The sequence below is a fragment of the Donghicola tyrosinivorans genome (genome assembly GCF_003003355.1).
Classification (GTDB): domain Bacteria; phylum Pseudomonadota; class Alphaproteobacteria; order Rhodobacterales; family Rhodobacteraceae; genus Donghicola; species Donghicola tyrosinivorans.
Map to the genome: position 1 here is coordinate 1 of NZ_PVTQ01000017.1, position 17,072 is coordinate 17,072.

Consider the following 17,072-nt stretch of genomic DNA (forward strand, 5'->3'; position numbering starts at 1 on the left):
TCTTTCATGTAAATCCAGTTCTGTGTGGGCCATGTCCGGTCTCCTTGCTTTTCAGCAAGATAGAGAGTGTGTCGCAACGCAGATTAGAATGTGCCGGCGCTACACGGACAACACTTATAATTGGTATTATGTAATATAAATTGCGACTGCGGCGTTAGTTATACGACTAAAGTATTGGCTCGATAGAAAAAAGAGGCTCTCGTAATCGTGTGTTCTTGCTACCGGACGTGAAAAATAAGTATGTAGTATGTGCTCGCATTACCTTTTTCAGCGGGCAGTTAAGCGGATTTTGGTGTGAACTACAAAGCGGCATGTGCGCACTGCACAGTGCCTGAATTAGGACATTTTCAAAGTGTGCTGGTTTTATGAGTGTATAGTCGATGGGAAACTGGTGGCGCTATGAAGCAGCTTTCGTCTTACCTTGAAGATCTTACGGACGCAAAAACCCTAGAGGCGCTCTGGGCGATGCATAGCGAACGGATGGCGGAATATGGGTTTGACCGCCTCATCTACGGGTTCACCCATTACCGCAGCGAGACATCGCTTGGGGATCCGAACGATTTCCTGATCCTCTCGACCCACGATAAGGAATACATCGAGGCCTTTATCAACGGTGGCAATTACTTCCATGCGCCGATGGTGAAATGGGCCCTGGAGAACGAAGGCGCGTGCAGCTGGCGCTTTATGCATGAACTGATTGCGACAGACGCGTTGACCGCCAATGAAAAGCGTGTGGTCGAGTTCAACCAGAAGATGGATGTGGTTGCAGGTTACACGATCTCTTTCAAATCCGTGTCAGCACGTTCCAAGGGCGCGATCGCTTTGACCGGACGTCGCGGGCTGTCCCAGGACGATGTAGACGTCATCTGGGAGGCCCATGGGCGCGACATCATCCTTGCCAATAACGTTGCCCACCTGAAGATCACCTCCCTGCCCTATGCGCCGCCCACACGCGGCCTGACAAAACGTCAGCGCGAAGCGCTGCAATGGGTCGGAGACGGTAAGACAACCCAAGATATCGCGGTATTAATGGGGCTTACACCAGCTACGGTTGAAAAACATCTGCGGCTGGCCCGTGAATCGCTGAATGTCGAGACAACAGCGCAGGCTGTTTTGAAGGCAGCGTTTCAAAACCAGATGTTTATCGTCGAAGGGTGATGATCTTTTTCGTCATTAATTTTCAATGACTTAAGTTGAGAAAAGCGGCCGAGGTACGGAATACCATACTTACCGAACCTCACGGAAAGGTGGCATAAAACACATGTTCCGTGAGTGGTGGCTTTGGCCAGGGAACGCCGAAAGAAAACACTGGTATTTAGGTGCTCTTTCTTGAGGGTGGTCGTCAGACCCGTCGGTTTGGGTGAAATATTCTGCGCACAAACCGACACTTTATGCTTCGTATCCCCATCCCTCGAGGCATGATTTTCTTACAGGCGTCGGACTAGTTCCGGCGCCTCTTTTTTTGCCCAATCATCGGGAAAACTGCGCAGGAATCAAGCACTACAGCGTACCCGTAGGCGCGCCCTGCCCGCCTGTGGCTGCGGTCAAAATATCCGAAAACCCCAATAAAAAAGGGACGCCGAAGCGTCCCTTAAATCGTTTAGCGTGCCGAGCGAATTAGCCCTTGGCAACTTTCGCAACTTCAGCAGCGAAGTCTTCTTCGACTTTCTCGATGCCTTCGCCAACTTCCATGCGGACGTAAGCGACGATGGTTGCGCCAGCTTCTTTTGCAGCTGCTTCAACGGTCAGATCGGGGTTCACAACGAACGCCTGACCCAGCAGGGTCACTTCGCCCAGGAACTTGGCCATACGGCCTTCGATCATCTTTTCGATCACGGCTTCGGGCTTGCCCGACTCACGTGCGATGTCGATCTGAACCTGACGCTCTTTTTCGACGATTGCGGGGTCCAGGTCAGCTGCCGACAGCGACTGGGGGTTTGCTGCTGCGATGTGCATTGCAACCTGACGGCCGAATGCTTCGTCGCCGCCGTTCATGGCAACCAGAACACCGATTTTGCCCATGCCGTCTGCAGCTGCGTTGTGGACGTAGGACACAACGTTTTCTGCTTCGACCGACGCCATCCGGCGCAGGGTCATGTTTTCGCCGATGGTGGCGATTTTGTCGGTGATCATGGTTTCAACGGCTTTGCCGTTGATTTCGGCTGCTTTCAGCGCGTCCAGATCAGCTGCGTTCAGTGCCGCGCCAGCGATATCGCTAACCATGGTCTGGAATTCAGCGTTCTTCGCAACGAAGTCGGTTTCCGAGTTGATTTCGACAGCAACACCTTTGCCGCCTTCAACCTTCACAGCAACCAGACCTTCCGCAGCGGTACGGCCCGATTTCTTGGCGGCTTTCGCCAGGCCTTTGGTGCGCAGCCAGTCGATTGCTGCTTCCATGTCGCCGTTGTTTTCGGTCAGGGCTTTTTTGGCATCCATCATGCCTGCGCCGGTCATCTCGCGCAGTTCTTTAACCTGTGCTGCAGTGATCGCCATGGTTGGCTCCTCTCAAATGTCTTGTCTACGAGCCCGGGAATGGGCTTGGGCGCGGAAGTACCCCGCGCCCGTATCATTTTTTTGAAGCGAAGATTATTCGGCGCCTTCGGCGACGACTTCTTCTTCCAGACCAGCTTCCAGCTCGCCCAGGTCAACGCCTGCGGCACCCAGCTGAGCTGTCATGCCGTCCAGAGCGGCGCGCGACACCAGGTCGGTGTACAGAGCGATCGCACGTGCTGCGTCGTCGTTGCCGGGGATGATGTAGTCAACGCCTTCGGGGTTGCAGTTGGTGTCAACGACAGCAACAACCGGGATACCCAGCTTTTTCGCTTCCAGAATGGCCAGGGCTTCTTTTTTCACGTCGATGACGAACAGCAGATCAGGAACGCCGCCCATCTCGCGGATGCCGCCCAGAGAAGCTTGCAGTTTGGTCTGCTCGCGTTCCATCTGCAGGCGCTCTTTCTTGGTCAGACCCTCGGCGCCGCCTTCCATGGCTTCGTCGATGTTCTTCAGACGCTGGATCGACTGCGAAACAGTTTTCCAGTTGGTCAGAGTGCCACCCAGCCAGCGGTGGTTCATGTAGTACTGTGCGCACTTTTCAGCGGCTTCTGCGACGGGCTGAGCTGCCTGACGCTTGGTGCCAACGAACAGAACGCGGCCACCTTTTGCAACGGTGTCACGAACAACCTTCAGAGCAGCGTCCAGCATGGGGACGGTCTGGGTCAGGTCGAGGATGTGGATGCCGTTGCGCGAGCCGTAGATGAACTCGCCCATACGGGGGTTCCAACGCTGCGTCTGGTGACCAAAGTGAACGCCTGCTTCCAGCAGCTGGCGCATGGAGAACTCAGGAAGAGCCATGTCTTTATCCTTTCCGGTTTCATGCCTCGGCTGGGGTGAGAAGCGGATGCTTCAACCGGCGGACGTACAGGGATTTCTCCCCCGTAGGCCCAAACCCAGCCAGCGGTTTCGTGGGCGTGCCATTACTGGCAAATGGGGGGTATGGCAACCCCCTGCCCGCATTTTTGCGCAAGATACAAGGATTAAAGCCCGAAAGCCCGTTCCACGAACCAATAAGCGCCGATTGCGCCGATCACCAGACTGGCCGGAACAGAGATCGCCTTGCGGTACCAAGGTTTATCCCCGAACCAGAAACCGACCGCAAGAAACGCCAGCGCGATGACAGTCAGCTGTCCGATCTCGACACCCACATTAAAGCCGATCAGCGCGGGAACGAATTGGGATTGCGGCAAGCCGAATTCTCCCAAAACCGAGGCAAATCCAAGACCGTGCAGCAGACCAAAGACAAAGACCACCACTGGCCGCCACGGGCTAAGGCCGCGGGTGAGGATATTCTCGACCGCGACAAAGGTGATCGAGGCGGCTATCAGCGGCTCGACGATCGCGCCGGGCACAGCAACCAGCCCCAGTGCTCCAAGCGCCAGCGTGACCGTATGGGCCAGTGTGAAAGCCGAAATCTGCCACAGCAGTGGCTTTAGCTGTGTCGACAGAAAGAAAAGACCCAGCACAAACAAGATGTGATCCAAGCCTTTGGGCAGAATGTGGTCAAAGCCCACGGGAATATAGGTCAAAAAGGTCTCGGCCGCGCCCAAGCTGTAGCCGCCAGTGATGGCAACCGGATCGGTGCTGGTGCCAGCGGCCAGATAGGCTGTGTAAGGATCCTCGACCCCGTTCTGCCGGACGATCATCGCGCCATAGTTTGCGGGCCAGCCGATTGTCAGAGTGGACGCATTGGCCGGCAGATCAGCCTGAAGCGTCAGGACGGTCACACGGGGCAATTCCAGATCGGGTTGGGGTTCAACCTCGACACCACTCAGGATCGCGGTGACCGGTCCTTGATCGGTCTCTAACTGTAGGTCGCCAGCCATCTGGGGCCAGTAGGTGGTGACATCCTGCGTCAAAGCATCCGGTTCCAAGGCCCGTAGCCGGTCATATGTATCCACCTGCGCTGATGCATTGGTGTCCTCCAGCCCCTCAAGATCGATTCCGGCCAGAAACGCTTCGACATTGGCGCGCATGGTCACAGAGAGGCTGCCGTCCACGACGGAAAAGTCCGTGATGGTCGGCGTGACCTCATGGGCCTGCGCATGCGGGACAAGCAGAACACTTGACACCAGCGCTGCAAGCCACACCCTGATTACGATCATCATACGGGACCACCCAATTATGCCGCGCTCCATCCTGCTTGCCCTCTCCCTTTTCTTGCTGCCATCGATTGGCTTTAGCCATGAGACATGGCTTGAACCGCAGCAGTATCAAGTTTCTTCGGCGGGCACCCTACGGGCCGACTTACGCAATGGCGAGGCATTTTCGGGATTTCGTCTGGCTTACATGCCCGCGAAACAGGTGCGCATGGATGTGATTCAGGACGGTCAGACTGCCGCGATTGCGGGCCGGATGGGGGATATTCCGGCGGTGCAGTTGACAGGGCTGCAAGATGGGCTGGCCGTACTGGTCTATCAATCCACCCTCAACCGGATCACCTATCAGGATGCCTCGAAGTTCGAAAATTTCGTGACGCACAAGGGGTTTCCTGAGGTTCTGGAAGTGCACAAGGCGCGCGGCCTGCCAGAGACGGGCTTTGCGGAAGGTTACATCCGTTACGCCAAGGCGCTGGTTGCGGTCGGAGATGGCACGGGCGCTGATACGGCCACCGGCATGGAGACAGAGTTTGTCGCGCTTACAAACCCTTACGCGTCAGACTTTGATGGCACAATGCACGTGCAGTTGTTCTATCAAGGCCAGCCGCGAGCCGATGCTCAGGTCGAGGTTTTCGCCCGTGCGCCCGATGACACCGTGTCGATCAATACGTTCCGGACGGATGCAGATGGGATTGCCGCGATCCCTGTCCTGCCCAATCAGACTTACCTCTTTGATGGGGTTGTCATGCGCGAACCGGCCGATCCATCCCCTGACGGAAAAACCCCGATAGTGTGGGAAAGCCTATGGGCGGCGCTGACCTTCTTTGTGCCTGCCCGTTGACCCATCCCGATGAAGTATTGACGTCAGGTCGGCCTCTGCCAAAGGTGGCTTGCGGCCCGCCGCCGCTTTGAGGCATGAGGCCCCCATGACCACTTCACCCAACATCCTTTGCATCGGCTCGGTCCTGTGGGACATCATCGGGCGTTCGGCCAGCCATATGCGTCAGGGCAGCGATGTGCCGGGGCGGATCATCCGCATTCCGGGCGGCGTTGCCATGAACATCGCCATCACCTTGCGCCGTCAGGGTATGCACCCTGCTCTGCTGACTGCCATGGGGCTGGACCCCGAGGGGCAGGAACTGCTAGCCCAATGTCAGCGCATGGGTATGGCCTGTGACCATATCTACCTGTCTAAAGACCTGCCCACGGATCGTTACATGGCGGTCGAGGGCGGTAATGGTCTGATCGCAGCCATCGCTGACGCCCATTCACTGGAAGAGGCCGGAGACAAGATCCTCACCGCCTTGCTGGACGGCCCCCTTGGCAGCGCCTCTGCGCCCTATGAGGGGCTGATCGCTTTGGACGGTAACCTTACCGTTGAGTTGCTCACCCAGATCGCCGCATCACCAGCCTTTGCCAAGGCGGACCTGCGGGTCGCTCCCGCTTCACCCGGTAAGGCGCAGCGCCTGATCCCGTTTCTGGAGCAAGGTCGGGCAACGCTCTACGTGAACCTCGAAGAGGCCAGCCTGCTGTGTAGCGCCAGTTATGATAGTGCCGAGGCCGCCGCCCGTGGCCTTTTGGATCGCGGTGCGTTCCGCGCCGTTGTGACAGACGGTGGCCGCCCCACTGCCGATGGCACCAAAGACGGAATCCTTGTCCAAACCCCGCCCGAGGTGCTGGTGACCCGTGTCACTGGCGCGGGCGATACCTTTATGGCGGCTCATATTGCAGCCGAATATCGCGGCGCATCGCGCGACGCAGCCCTCAGCGCCGCCCTGACTGCCGCCGCTGCACATGTTTCCGGAGAGACTCCTTATGATTGACATCACCTACGCCCCCGAAGTCGCTGCCGCGAAAGAGAAAAAACAGCCCATCGTGGCGCTGGAAAGCACCATCATCACCCACGGGATGCCCTATCCGCAAAACGTTGAGACCGCCCGCCGTGTGGAGCAGACCATCCGTGACGGCGGTGCAGTCCCCGCCACGATGGCCGTGCTGGACGGCGTGCTGCATGCTGGCCTGACCGATGCGCAACTGGACAAACTGGGACAGGCCAAGAACGTGGCCAAACTGTCCCGCGCGGATTTCGCCGCCTGCATCGCCACCGGCGGCACCGGTGCAACCACTGTGGCGGCCACCATGATCGCGGCCCGCCTTGCGGGGATCGAGGTATTTGCTACAGGTGGAATCGGCGGTGTCCATCGGGGCGCGGAAGAAAGCTTTGATATCTCTGCCGACCTGCGCGAGCTATCCGAGACCCCCGTCAACGTGGTTGCAGCGGGCGCCAAGGCCATTTTGGACCTGCCCAAGACCTTGGAGGTGCTGGAAACCTTTGGCGTGCCGGTCATCGCTTTTGGTCAGGACGATTTCCCCGCCTTCTGGTCCCGCTCTAGCGGGATGGCCGCGCCGCTGCGGATGGATACGGCGGAAGATATTGCCAAGGCTTTCCGTCTGCGCGGCGCGATGGGCCTGCCCGGCGGCCAGTTGATCGCTAACCCCGTCCCGCAAGAGTTTGAAATTTCGTCGGAATCGATCACTCCGATCATCACCCAAGCCTTGGCCGAGGCCGAGCAGCAAGGCGTCAGCGGCAAGGGCGTGACCCCCTTCCTGCTGCAACGGATCTTTGAGTTGACCGAGGGGCGTTCGTTGGAAACCAATATCGCTTTGGTTCTGAACAACGCGGTCGTTGCGACGAAAATTGCGAAGGCATTGTGCAATTGATGCAAAATTTCACAAAACCTTCTCTACCCCCGTTGTAGTGCAGCCAAGGACTTCATAAGTTCCAAGTGGTTCCGCGGGGGAAATGGATCGGCATGACGACGCCTTTTGACGACAATTCGCATCCGGTTCATAAACCGGGCCTTTTTGCGCGACTGCGCGGGAATTTCTTTACCGGCGTCGTTGTGATCGCGCCTCTGGGCCTGACCGCGTGGCTGGTGTGGACCGTTGTCGGTTGGGTAGACAGCTTTGTCATGCCCTTCGTGCCGCGCGCCTATCACCCCGAAGAGCTGTTCATGCGCTACTTCGGCGTAGAATCCCCGATTGATATCCGTGGCTTCGGGGTCATTTTCTTCCTGCTATTTACCATCCTTATTGGTTGGATCGCGAAGGGTCTGATTGGGCGCTCGTTTATCCGCTGGGGCGAACGTCAGGTGGACCGGATGCCGGTTGTACGCTCGATCTATTCAGGCGTGAAGCAGCTAGCGGAAACCGTGTTTGCCCAGTCCGAACGCAGCTTTGAAAAGGCATGTCTGGTTCAGTACCCGCGCAAGGGCATCTGGGCGATCGGCTTTATCTCGACCGAGGCAAAGGGCGAAATCGTCCGTCGCAGCGACACGATGGAAGACCTGATCAGTGTCTTTGTTCCTACCACGCCGAACCCCACCTCGGGCTTTTTGCTGTTCTTTGCTGCCTCCGAAGTGGTCGAGCTGGACATGGCCATCGAAGAAGCTGCCAAATTGGTGATCTCGGCCGGTCTTGTATACCCGCCCGAGAGATTGCCGAATGTGAACCCCGTCACCGACGTGGCCCAAAAGCTGACCGCTTCAGGAAAACATTGAGACCAGATCGACGGTTGACCGTTCGTTCAGGTCTTTCTTGTGATCCGCAAGGAATTGGTCAGCCGCTTTTTGTCCAGCCTCTTTAAGGGTTTGCAGGATGTAAGGGGTTGGCACCAGCTTGGTGGCGACAGACAGTTTGTTCATCAGATCATCATCGGCGATCATATGAACATTCACATCCTTCATCGCCCCTTGCTGGATTGATCCCGCATCAATCAGCCGCTTCACAAATGAAATCGCCCGCAACTCTCGCAGAAGCGAGGCGTTAAAGCTGATCTCATTCACGCGGTTCTGGATTTCCTGCGCGGTCTTCGGAACGTCTTCTCGCTCAAGCGGGTTAATGTTCACGATGACAATGTCGTCCGGCAAGTCTTTCTCAAACAACGGAAATAGCGCCGGATTTCCGGTGTAACCACCGTCCCAGTAAGCCTCTAGCTTGCCGGTCTCAGGGTCTGCGATCTCGACCGCTTGGAACATGGTTGGCAAACAGGCCGAGGCTAGGATGACGTCGCAACTCAACTCATCCCCGCTAAAGACTTTCACCTTGCCGGTGCGGACATTCGTGGCGCAGATGTGCAGTTGTGGGCTGGCATGTTCGCAGACGTTGCCAAAGTCCAATTGTTCAACGATATGCGCCAGTGGGTTTCGATAGAACGGGCCCCATGCGTAAGGCGTAGTCATGCGCGATAAGGCGTCTGACATCATATACGGCAGGCTCAGTTCAATGGCCTGAGACATCTGTGCTGGTGTGGGAAGAAACAGGCTCATCCAGTAAGGAATGCGCAGGTCCTTGGTCATCCCGACCTCATGCCACAGCCAATCCAGCGTCTCGCGCGCGCCTGCCCGCCCGTTGCGTACGAACCCCGACTTATAGGCTGCCGCATTCAGCGCCCCAGCAGATGTTCCCGCGATTGCATCGATTTCCAGATCCTCCTCATCCAGAAGCCGATCAAGTACCCCCCATGTATACGCCCCGTGAGCGCCGCCCCCTTGCAAGGCAAGGTTAATGCGTTTGGTGGCCATGGTGCACCAATCCTATGTGTTGTTTGGAAATATCAGGACGCGCCCAAACAGCGCGTCCTGTTACAAGGCTTAAAGTGCGGTCCAGCCGCCATCAACGCTGATCGTGGTGCCAGTGATCTGCTTTGCCGCGTCCGAGCAAAGGAAGACCGCCGTGCCGCCCAGTTCCTCAACGGTGGCGAATTCCTTCGAGGGCTGGCGCTCCAGCATGACGTTCTTGATCACGTCCTCACGGCTCATGTTGTATTTTTCCATGGTGTCGGGGATTTGCGCCTCGACCAGCGGGGTCAGAACGTAACCAGGACAAATGGCGTTGCAGGTGATCGGCTCTTGGGCGGTCTCAAGGGCGGTTACCTTGGTCAGACCCACAACACCGTGTTTCGCCGCCACATAGGCCGATTTAAAGGGGCTGGCGGTCAGGCCATGGGCCGACGCGATGTTCACGATGCGGCCCCAACCGGCGGCGCGCATCTTGGGCAGCGCCGCTGCGGTGGTGTGAAATGCCGAGCTGAGGTTGATTGCGATGATCGCATCCCACTTTTCGGTGGGGAATTCGTCGATTCCCTTCACGAACTGGATGCCCGCATTGTTCACCAGAATATCGCATGATTCGGCCTGTTCGATCAGCGCGCGGCACTCGTCCGGCTTGGACATGTCGGCTTTGATGTAACGGACGGTTACGCCAAATTCCGCCGACATGTCGGCGGCAAGCTTGTGATCTTCGGCCGTATCGGTAAAGGAATTCAGTACCACATCGGCACCGGCTTTCGCCAATTCGCGCGCAACGCCCAACCCGATCCCCGAGTTAGATCCAGTCACAACAGCGGTTTTTCCCTTTAAAGTCATCGTGCAGTCCCCTTGAGTAAACTTGCGGTCGCAGCGGCACGCTGCAGATGCAGAATCGATTCCTATCAAAATCGCAATTCGCGGCGGGGGAAAGTGGTTCCGGCATTTTCCCGCCCCTCGCGGAAAAATGAGGTGGAATGAAGAACTTGCAAAGGGAACTGGCCAAAAAAAAGCGCCAGCACGAAGCTGGCGCAAGTCATTGAGGCAGGTTTCATACAGGCAAGAAACCTATCGAGCAGTACCTCTTATATAAGCAACTCAGCGCCGGCATCCAAGCTAAAAGTTTGAAAACACGGGGCTCGGTGGATAGGATTCACAGAAGATTGAATCTATTCCTTTGCGAGGAGTCCCCATCGTGGCAATAAAAATAAGGCAGTTGGCGCAGGCAGTCACCCTGACAGGCATCATCTCAGCACTTCCTGTTTTCAGCTTTGCAGAGCCCGCCCATGGCATCGCCATGTACGGCGAACCCGCTTTGCCCGCCGATTTCACCCATTTGCCATATGCAAATCCCGATGCCCCGACAGGCGGCGTTGTTGCAATGGGTGAAGTGGGCAGCTTTGACAGCCTAAACCCCCATCAGGCAAAGGGAAATGTCCCTTGGCAGCTGCGGTTCCTTGCCTATGAAAGCCTGATGGAACGCAATTGGGACGAACCTTTTGGCCTATATGGGCTCTTGGCCGAATCGATTGATGTGGGCCCAAATCGCGAATGGGTGGAATTTACCCTGCGACAAGAGGCAAAATTCTCGGACGGATCGCCGGTCACGGTTGAGGATGTGATGTGGTCCTATGAGACTTTGGCGACTGAAGGGCATCCCCGATACGCGGGCATCTGGTCCAAGATCGCCAGCATGGAAAAAACCGGCGAGCGGAGCCTGAAATTCACCTTCAACGTGGACGATCCCGAACTGGCACTGCTGGTGGGGATGCGCCCCGTTCTGAAGAAGGCGCAGTTTGACGGCATTTCTTTCGCAGAGGCGGGCCTGAGTGTCATTCCGATCTCTACTGCCCCTTACATGATCGACAGCTATGAGGCGGGCCGCTACGTGCGCCTGAAGCGTAATCCTGACTACTGGGGCGCGAATGTGCCGGTACGCAAGGGCACCAACAACATCGACGAAATCCGGATGGAGTTCTATGGCGACGCCTCGGTCATGTTCGAGGCCTTCAAGGCGGGCGAACTGAACGGGTATCGCGAAAGCAATGCGGAAAAGTGGGACACGCAGTTCAACTTCCCCGCGGTGCAAGAAGGTCGCGTAATGAAGTCGGAAATCCCGCACCAGCGTCCCTCGGGGATCACCGGCTTTGCCATGAACACCCGCAAAGCACCCTTTGACGATATCCGCGTTCGCGATGCGATGATGCATGCGTTCAACTTTGAATTCATCAACCAGACCATGACCGGCGGCAAGCAAGAGCGGATCACCTCGTTCTTCTCGAACTCGGTTCTGGGAATGGACAATGGCCCTGCAGAAGGCCGCGTGCTGGAATATCTGACACCCTACGCAGACGCCCTACCCGCTGGCGCGATTGACGGCTACGCCCTGCCTGTCAGCGACGGCACCGAACGCAATCGCGGCAACCTGCGCAAAGCGAATGATCTGCTGGAAGAGGCCGGCTGGACGATTCAGGACGGCAAACGCGTGAATGCGGCGGGCGAGCCGCTGACGTTCGAGATTGTCCTGTCACAGGGCAGCTCTGAGGTGCAGTCGATGATGGACATCTTCGCCTCCAGCCTTGAGCGTCTGGGCATCACGCCGACCATCACCGTCATCGATCAGGCCCAATATACCGAGCGTATGAACGCCTTTGACTATGGCATGACCTACTACCGTCGTGGTGTCTCGCTGAGCCCGGGCAACGAACAGTATCTCTACTGGGGGTCGGAGGCTGCGGATAAGGAAGGCAGCTATAACATTATCGGCATCGACAGCCCCGCTGTGGACGACATGATCGGCAATATCCTGACCGCCCAAAGCAACGAGGATTTTGTCGCCGCGACCCGTGCCCTTGACCGTATCCTGACCGCTGGCCGCTATATCATTCCGATCTATCAGTGGAATGTAAGCTGGATTGCTCATGACGCGCGTCTGAAGTATCCCCAGCACTTGCCGATCTATGGTGACTGGATCGGATTCATGCCAGACGTCTGGTGGTACGAGGAGAAGTAAACATGCGCCCCATCATCGCTCTCGCTGTGGTGCTGACACTTGCGGCCTGCAACACCGTTGCAGGGGTCGGAGACGACCTTTCCGGCGCGGCGCGCTCGGTTCAAAGCTGGGCACGCTAAAATTCCAGTAGCTTTGTGTGACGGCGCGCAGTAGCGTGCCGTCATTGTTTTAACTGGGACCCCCATGAATATCCTTGTCCTATCGGCAGCCAATGCTGCCCGTTCGCTGATGCTGGAAGCGTTGCTCAACGACATGAGCCGCGGCCGTATCACAGCTTACTCTGCCGCGCCTGTGCCGGCCGAGGCTCCGCATCCCCATACTCTTGATCTGCTGCGCGCCGATGATATCGACGCCGATGATCTGTACCCGAAGTCATGGGAAGAGTTTTCGGGCCCTAAAGCGCCCGAAGTGGATGTGGCCATCTATCTGGATTCGGACACTGCCGCCCTCAAGCACCCCACCTTTGCCGGTGGCCCGATCGAGGTGACTTGGCCGATCGACGATGTGAAGGCGTTGGACGAAGGCGCGCAGCCGCAGGCGATTGCGGCAACCTATGCGACCTTGCAAAAGCGCGTCTCGGCCTTCCTAAAGCATGGCCCCGAAACGCTGGATCAGGGCGAACTGAAGCAGGTTCTCAAGCGTCTGGCCAAGGTGGTCTAAAACCGCCTTTCAGGCGCTTTTATTGAAGGGATGTCACCCACAGGATGGTGGCATCCTCTGCGCTGGTTGAAACCACGTTGTGACCCATCGTGGCATCGTAATAGGCGCTGTCCCCCCGCTTCATTTCCACCGGCTCGTAGAACTCGGTGTAAAGGCGGATGGTGCCCGTCAGCACATACAGAAACTCTTCGCCATCATGGCGCACCCAACCGTCGAATTCTTCGATCTTGCGGGCGCGAATCCGTGCGCGGTAAGGCAGCATGGATTTCTTGCGCAGCCCTTCGGCCAGCAACTCGTGCTCATAGGTGGTGGTGTTATGCGCCGCGCCTTGCCCTGACTGGGTCGTGACCATGCGTCCGTTGATCTGTTCGCGCTGCGGAGGCGTGAACAGCTGCGGCACTGAAATGCCCAAGCCGACGGCCAGCTTTTTCAGCGCATCATAGGTGGGCGACATCTGCCCGTTCTCGATCTTCGAGAGGGTCGAGCGGGCCAGCCCCGCCTGTTGTGCGGCCTGTTCCATGGTCCAGTTCCGCTCTTTGCGCAGGTCGCGCACGCGGGCACCAAGATCAAGGGGCATGACATTCCCGTCCTCGCCGCTTTCACGGGCCACGCGGATCAGGTGCTTGGGGTCGGTTTGGGTCATGAAACCTCTGTAATTCCAGCCTGTAGGACTTGCAACATAGCCCGCCGCCGCTTACGCCGATGCTATGCTTTCGATCTCTGATACACCGGCATCGCCGCCCTGTCCCGCCCCATTCAATCTGGCCGCCTATGTCCTTGATGGCTCGGGCGCGGCGGATGACAAGATCGCTCTGGCGGTGCTGGCTTTGTCCGGCGCCGAACGCTGGAGCTTTGGCAAGCTGCGGGCCGCTGCCCTTGGGACCGGAGCGGGTCTTCTTGAGGCAGGTCTAAAGCCCGGCGATCGGGTGCTGATCCGGCTAGGTAATACGGTGGATTTCCCTCTGGCCTTTTTGGGCGCAATCGCCGCCGGTCTGGTGCCTGTGCCGACCTCAAGCCAATTGACAGCGGTTGAGGCGGAAAAGCTGGCCCAAGTGATCCAGCCCGCAGCCGTCCTGCAAGCGCCCGATGTGCCCGCACCCACGGGCGACTGGCGCAGCATCGCGCAGGATGATCTGCGCGCCATGCGGGATCTTGACCCTGTCCGGCCCGTATTGGGGGATCCCGACCGCGAGGCCTATATTATCTTCACCTCCGGCACTTCTGGCGTGCCCCGCGCTGTGCGCCACGCCCACCGCGTTGTTTGGGCGCGGCGGATGATGTGGCGTGGTTGGTACGATCTGCACAGCACTGACCGACTGCTGCACGCAGGCGCGTTCAACTGGTCCTTTACGCTGGGAACCGGTCTTCTGGACCCTTGGGCTTGCGGGGCCACCGCTCTGATCCCGCAGGACGGCACCGATCCCCGCGCCCTGCCCCTATTGCTCAAACGGCACGACGCCACTCTGCTGGCCGCCGCACCGGGCGTCTATCGCAAGCTGCTGACGGGCGATACGCCCCTGTCGTTGCCCAAGTTGCGTCACGGCCTTTGCGCAGGTGAAAAGCTGCCCGAGGCACTGCGCAGCAAATGGCAGGAAACCACCGGTACCGGCCTTTATGAGGCTTATGGCCAGACCGAGATTTCGACGTTTATCTCTTCCTGTCCCGCGACGCCCGCGCCCGCCGGTACGCTAGGGCTGCCGCAACCGGGCCGCCGTGTGGCGATCGTCGATGATAGCGGTCAACCCGTGCCTCTTGGCACCGAAGGCACCATTGCCATTCACCGTCATGATCCGGGTCTGATGCTGGGCTATCTGGACGCGCCCGAGGAGACCCAAGCCAAGTTCCGTGGCGACTGGTTCCTGACCGGCGATCAAGGCACGATGGATGAAAGCGGCGCAATCACATATCTGGGCCGCGACGATGACCTGATGAACGCGGGCGGCTTTCGTGTGTCTCCTCTAGAGGTCGAGCATGCATTGGCCCATCTGGACGGGATCCACGAAATCGCCGTCACCGATGTCGAGATCAAAGCCGACGTGCGCGTCATTGCGGCCTTTTACGTCGCCGACACAGAACTGGACGAAGCTGCTTTGACCGCAGCCGCCGGAGAAATTCTGGCCCGCTATAAACAACCCCGCCTGTGGGTGCGGCTGGACAGCCTGCCCCGCAATCCGAATGGCAAGCTGCGCCGCAAGGCGCTGGCACTGCCCGAAGACCGTTGAAGGACTCCCATGGTAAAGTTGAACATCTTTTCGGACCCGATCTGCCCTTGGTGCTACATCGGTTACACCCAATTAAGCCGCGCTTTGGAGGCCAAGCCTGATCATCCGTTTGAACTGGAATGGCTGCCGTTCCAGCTAAACCCCGAGATGCCCGCGGGCGGTATGGACCGTCGCGCCTATCTAGAGGCAAAGTTCGGCGGTAAGGACAATGCCGTAAAAGTTTACGGGCAAATCGCTGAAAAGGCTGAGGAAATAGGACTTGAGCTGAATTTGTCTGCGATTTCGCGCACACCCAACACGCTTGATGCGCACAGACTAATTCACTGGTCTGGGGTCGAATGCAGGCAAACCCCCGTTGCAACTGCAATGTTTCAGGCCTACTTCCAAGAAGGTCGCGATCTCTCGGATCATGAAGTGCTTGCCGATATCGCCGACGGGGCCGGACTGGACGCTGCTGTGATTATGCGTCTGCTGGCCAGCTCCGCCGACAAAGACGAAATTATGAAAAAAGACGCCATGGCCCGTGAAATGGGTGTTCAGGCGGTGCCGACGTTCGTCGTGGCTGGCCAACATGCCGTGCCCGGAGCGCAACCGACCGAGCTTTGGGCCAAGGTGATCGACGAACTTGTAGGAGCCTAAGTATGTTCGCCAGCCCCACGAAACCTTTGAAGTTACCGGAATTTGTGGGGTTGTTGGCGATGCTCTTCGCCACCATCGCCTTTTCGATCGATGCGATGTTGCCCGCGATCCCCAAGATCGCGCAAGAGCTGACGCCCGATGATGTGAACAAGGCGCAGCTGATCATCACCAGCTTTATGATGGGCATGGGGATCGGTACGTTCTTTGCGGGTCCCCTGTCGGACATGTTCGGCCGCAAGAACCTGATGCTGCTGGGGATCGTGATCTATGTCATCTCGGCGCTCTATGCGACGGTGACGACGGATATCGAACACCTGCTGTTCTCGCGCTTTCTCATGGGGATTGGCGCAGCGGGACCCCGCGTGGTCAGCCTTGCCATGGTGCGTGACCTTTACCGCGGGCGTGAAATGGCGCGGATCATGTCCTTTGTCATGACTGTCTTCATTCTGGTCCCCGCGATGGCGCCGTCGCTTGGGGCGGTGATTATCGCCTTCTCTAGCTGGCGCGGTGTGTTCATCGCCTTTGTCGTCTTCGCAGTGGCCTCGGCCGCTTGGATGATGTTGCGTCAGCCCGAAACCCTGCCGAAAGAGAACCGGCGCCCCCTGACTTTTGCGACCATCCGCTATGCTACGGGCGAGGTACTGGGCAACCGTCTGGTGGTCTTGTATATCGCTGCCTTGTCGTTCGGTTTCGGCCAGATGTTCGCCTTCCTCTCGACCGCACCGCAACTGTTTACCGAGACCTATGATCGCGGCGCAACCTTCACCTTGTGGTTCGCCTTGGTGGCAGGGTTTGCAGCGCTGGCCAGCTTCACCAACTCGCGCCTCGTGATGACTTTGGGGATGCGTAAGCTGTCCACCAGCGGCTTGGCGGCGCAATGTATCGCCTCGCTTGTCGCGCTGGCGATCCTTGGGTCCGGTGTCATCCGCCCCGAGTTCGAGTTCTACATTTTCATCGCTTACATGGCCGTCAGCTTCTTCATGATCGGTTTGGTGTTCGGCAACATCAACACCTTGGCGATGGAGCCTCTGGGCCACGTGGCGGGCTTTGCTGCAGCGATCATTGGGGCGATCTCGACCATTCTGGCGGTCAGCATCGCGGTTCCTGTGGGCTATGCCTATGACGGCACGCCCTTCCCGCTGATCATCGGCGTTGCGGTCTGTTCGGGCTCGGCCTTCCTGATCATGCTGTTCTCGCGCCGATATGAGGAAGGCGTTCAGGTTTAAGCGCCTCTGCTATTGCAATAATGAAAGCCCCGCCTTGGATTTGGCGGGGCTTTTGCGTCTTTAGGGTAACTTGT

Annotated in this window: 17 protein-coding genes; 11 read left to right on the top strand and 6 right to left on the bottom strand. The window is 58.0% G+C overall.

Going from position 1 to position 17,072, the window contains the following annotated elements:
- Positions 1-399: 399 nt before the first annotated feature.
- Entirely contained in the window at positions 400-1,158 is a 759-nt protein-coding gene (locus CLV74_RS18275; RefSeq protein WP_106267679.1) for a LuxR family transcriptional regulator, read from the top strand.
- Positions 1,159-1,617: 459 nt separating this feature from the next.
- On the opposite strand, the gene tsf is transcribed toward CLV74_RS18275, so the two are convergent.
- The 3 genes from tsf to CLV74_RS18290 all read right to left on the bottom strand — a co-directional run bounded on the left by tsf (position 1,618) and on the right by CLV74_RS18290 (position 4,661).
- Complete coding sequence (gene tsf / locus CLV74_RS18280) at positions 1,618-2,493, bottom strand: translation elongation factor Ts (RefSeq protein ID WP_106267681.1); 876 nt, start codon at positions 2,491-2,493, stop codon at positions 1,618-1,620.
- A 93-nt stretch (positions 2,494-2,586) separates the two neighbouring features.
- Positions 2,587-3,351 carry a 30S ribosomal protein S2 gene (gene rpsB / locus CLV74_RS18285; protein WP_106267683.1) on the bottom strand — a complete coding sequence of 255 codons (765 nt, stop codon included), beginning with the start codon at positions 3,349-3,351 and terminating at the stop codon, positions 2,587-2,589.
- A 182-nt stretch (positions 3,352-3,533) separates the two neighbouring features.
- A complete protein-coding gene (locus CLV74_RS18290) occupies positions 3,534-4,661 on the bottom strand; it encodes a HupE/UreJ family protein (protein ID WP_245888602.1) in 1,128 nt (375 codons plus the stop codon).
- A gap of 16 nt (positions 4,662-4,677) precedes the next feature.
- Between CLV74_RS18290 and CLV74_RS18295 the strand changes: the two genes are divergently transcribed.
- The 4 genes from CLV74_RS18295 (at position 4,678) to CLV74_RS18310 (ending at position 8,212) form a co-directional block, all read left to right on the top strand.
- Positions 4,678-5,493: a DUF4198 domain-containing protein gene (locus tag CLV74_RS18295; protein ID WP_170108099.1), complete on the top strand. Its 816-nt coding sequence runs from the start codon at positions 4,678-4,680 to the stop codon at positions 5,491-5,493.
- A gap of 85 nt (positions 5,494-5,578) precedes the next feature.
- Complete coding sequence (locus CLV74_RS18300; protein ID WP_106267688.1) at positions 5,579-6,475, top strand: PfkB family carbohydrate kinase; 897 nt, start codon at positions 5,579-5,581, stop codon at positions 6,473-6,475.
- Positions 6,468-7,373, top strand: a complete 906-nt coding sequence (locus tag CLV74_RS18305) for a pseudouridine-5'-phosphate glycosidase (protein WP_106267690.1) — start codon at positions 6,468-6,470, stop codon at positions 7,371-7,373. Before CLV74_RS18300 ends, CLV74_RS18305 begins: the two co-directional genes overlap by 8 nt.
- 92 nt (positions 7,374-7,465) lie before the next feature.
- The gene (locus CLV74_RS18310) at positions 7,466-8,212 is read left to right on the top strand and encodes a DUF502 domain-containing protein (protein WP_106267692.1); all 747 of its coding nucleotides are present in this window, start codon (positions 7,466-7,468) and stop codon (positions 8,210-8,212) included.
- Here the strand turns inward: CLV74_RS18310 and CLV74_RS18315 are convergent.
- Positions 8,198-9,235 carry a patatin-like phospholipase family protein gene (locus CLV74_RS18315; protein WP_106267694.1) on the bottom strand — a complete coding sequence of 346 codons (1,038 nt, stop codon included), beginning with the start codon at positions 9,233-9,235 and terminating at the stop codon, positions 8,198-8,200. The genes CLV74_RS18310 and CLV74_RS18315 overlap by 15 nt on opposite strands.
- Before the next feature lie 69 nt (positions 9,236-9,304).
- On the bottom strand, positions 9,305-10,078 hold the full coding sequence (locus tag CLV74_RS18320) for a 3-hydroxybutyrate dehydrogenase (protein WP_106267696.1): 774 nt from the start codon (positions 10,076-10,078) through the stop codon (positions 9,305-9,307).
- Between the two features lie 355 nt (positions 10,079-10,433).
- On the opposite strand from CLV74_RS18320, the gene CLV74_RS18325 reads away from it, so the two are divergent.
- The 3 genes from CLV74_RS18325 to CLV74_RS18335 all read left to right on the top strand — a co-directional run bounded on the left by CLV74_RS18325 (position 10,434) and on the right by CLV74_RS18335 (position 12,911).
- Positions 10,434-12,251 carry an extracellular solute-binding protein gene (locus CLV74_RS18325; RefSeq protein WP_425430988.1) on the top strand — a complete coding sequence of 606 codons (1,818 nt, stop codon included), beginning with the start codon at positions 10,434-10,436 and terminating at the stop codon, positions 12,249-12,251.
- A gap of 2 nt (positions 12,252-12,253) precedes the next feature.
- A complete protein-coding gene (locus CLV74_RS18330; RefSeq protein WP_106267698.1) occupies positions 12,254-12,370 on the top strand; it encodes an entericidin EcnA/B family protein in 117 nt (38 codons plus the stop codon).
- A gap of 64 nt (positions 12,371-12,434) precedes the next feature.
- Positions 12,435-12,911 carry an arsenate reductase/protein-tyrosine-phosphatase family protein gene (locus CLV74_RS18335; RefSeq protein ID WP_106267700.1) on the top strand — a complete coding sequence of 159 codons (477 nt, stop codon included), beginning with the start codon at positions 12,435-12,437 and terminating at the stop codon, positions 12,909-12,911.
- Between the two features lie 19 nt (positions 12,912-12,930).
- Here CLV74_RS18335 and CLV74_RS18340 read toward each other — a convergent pair whose 3' ends face one another.
- Positions 12,931-13,554, bottom strand: a complete 624-nt coding sequence (locus tag CLV74_RS18340; protein WP_106267702.1) for a helix-turn-helix domain-containing protein — start codon at positions 13,552-13,554, stop codon at positions 12,931-12,933.
- A 64-nt stretch (positions 13,555-13,618) separates the two neighbouring features.
- Between CLV74_RS18340 and CLV74_RS18345 the strand changes: the two genes are divergently transcribed.
- From CLV74_RS18345 to CLV74_RS18355, 3 genes are read left to right on the top strand one after another with little or no spacing between them, the layout of a single operon-like run.
- Positions 13,619-15,133 carry a class I adenylate-forming enzyme family protein gene (locus CLV74_RS18345; protein ID WP_106267704.1) on the top strand — a complete coding sequence of 505 codons (1,515 nt, stop codon included), beginning with the start codon at positions 13,619-13,621 and terminating at the stop codon, positions 15,131-15,133.
- A 9-nt stretch (positions 15,134-15,142) separates the two neighbouring features.
- Entirely contained in the window at positions 15,143-15,772 is a 630-nt protein-coding gene (locus CLV74_RS18350; RefSeq protein WP_106267706.1) for a DsbA family oxidoreductase, read from the top strand.
- A gap of 2 nt (positions 15,773-15,774) precedes the next feature.
- Positions 15,775-16,998 (top strand): multidrug effflux MFS transporter, encoded by a 1,224-nt coding sequence (locus CLV74_RS18355; RefSeq protein ID WP_106267708.1) that lies wholly within the window; start codon positions 15,775-15,777, stop codon positions 16,996-16,998.
- The last annotated feature ends 74 nt before the right edge of the window (positions 16,999-17,072 follow it).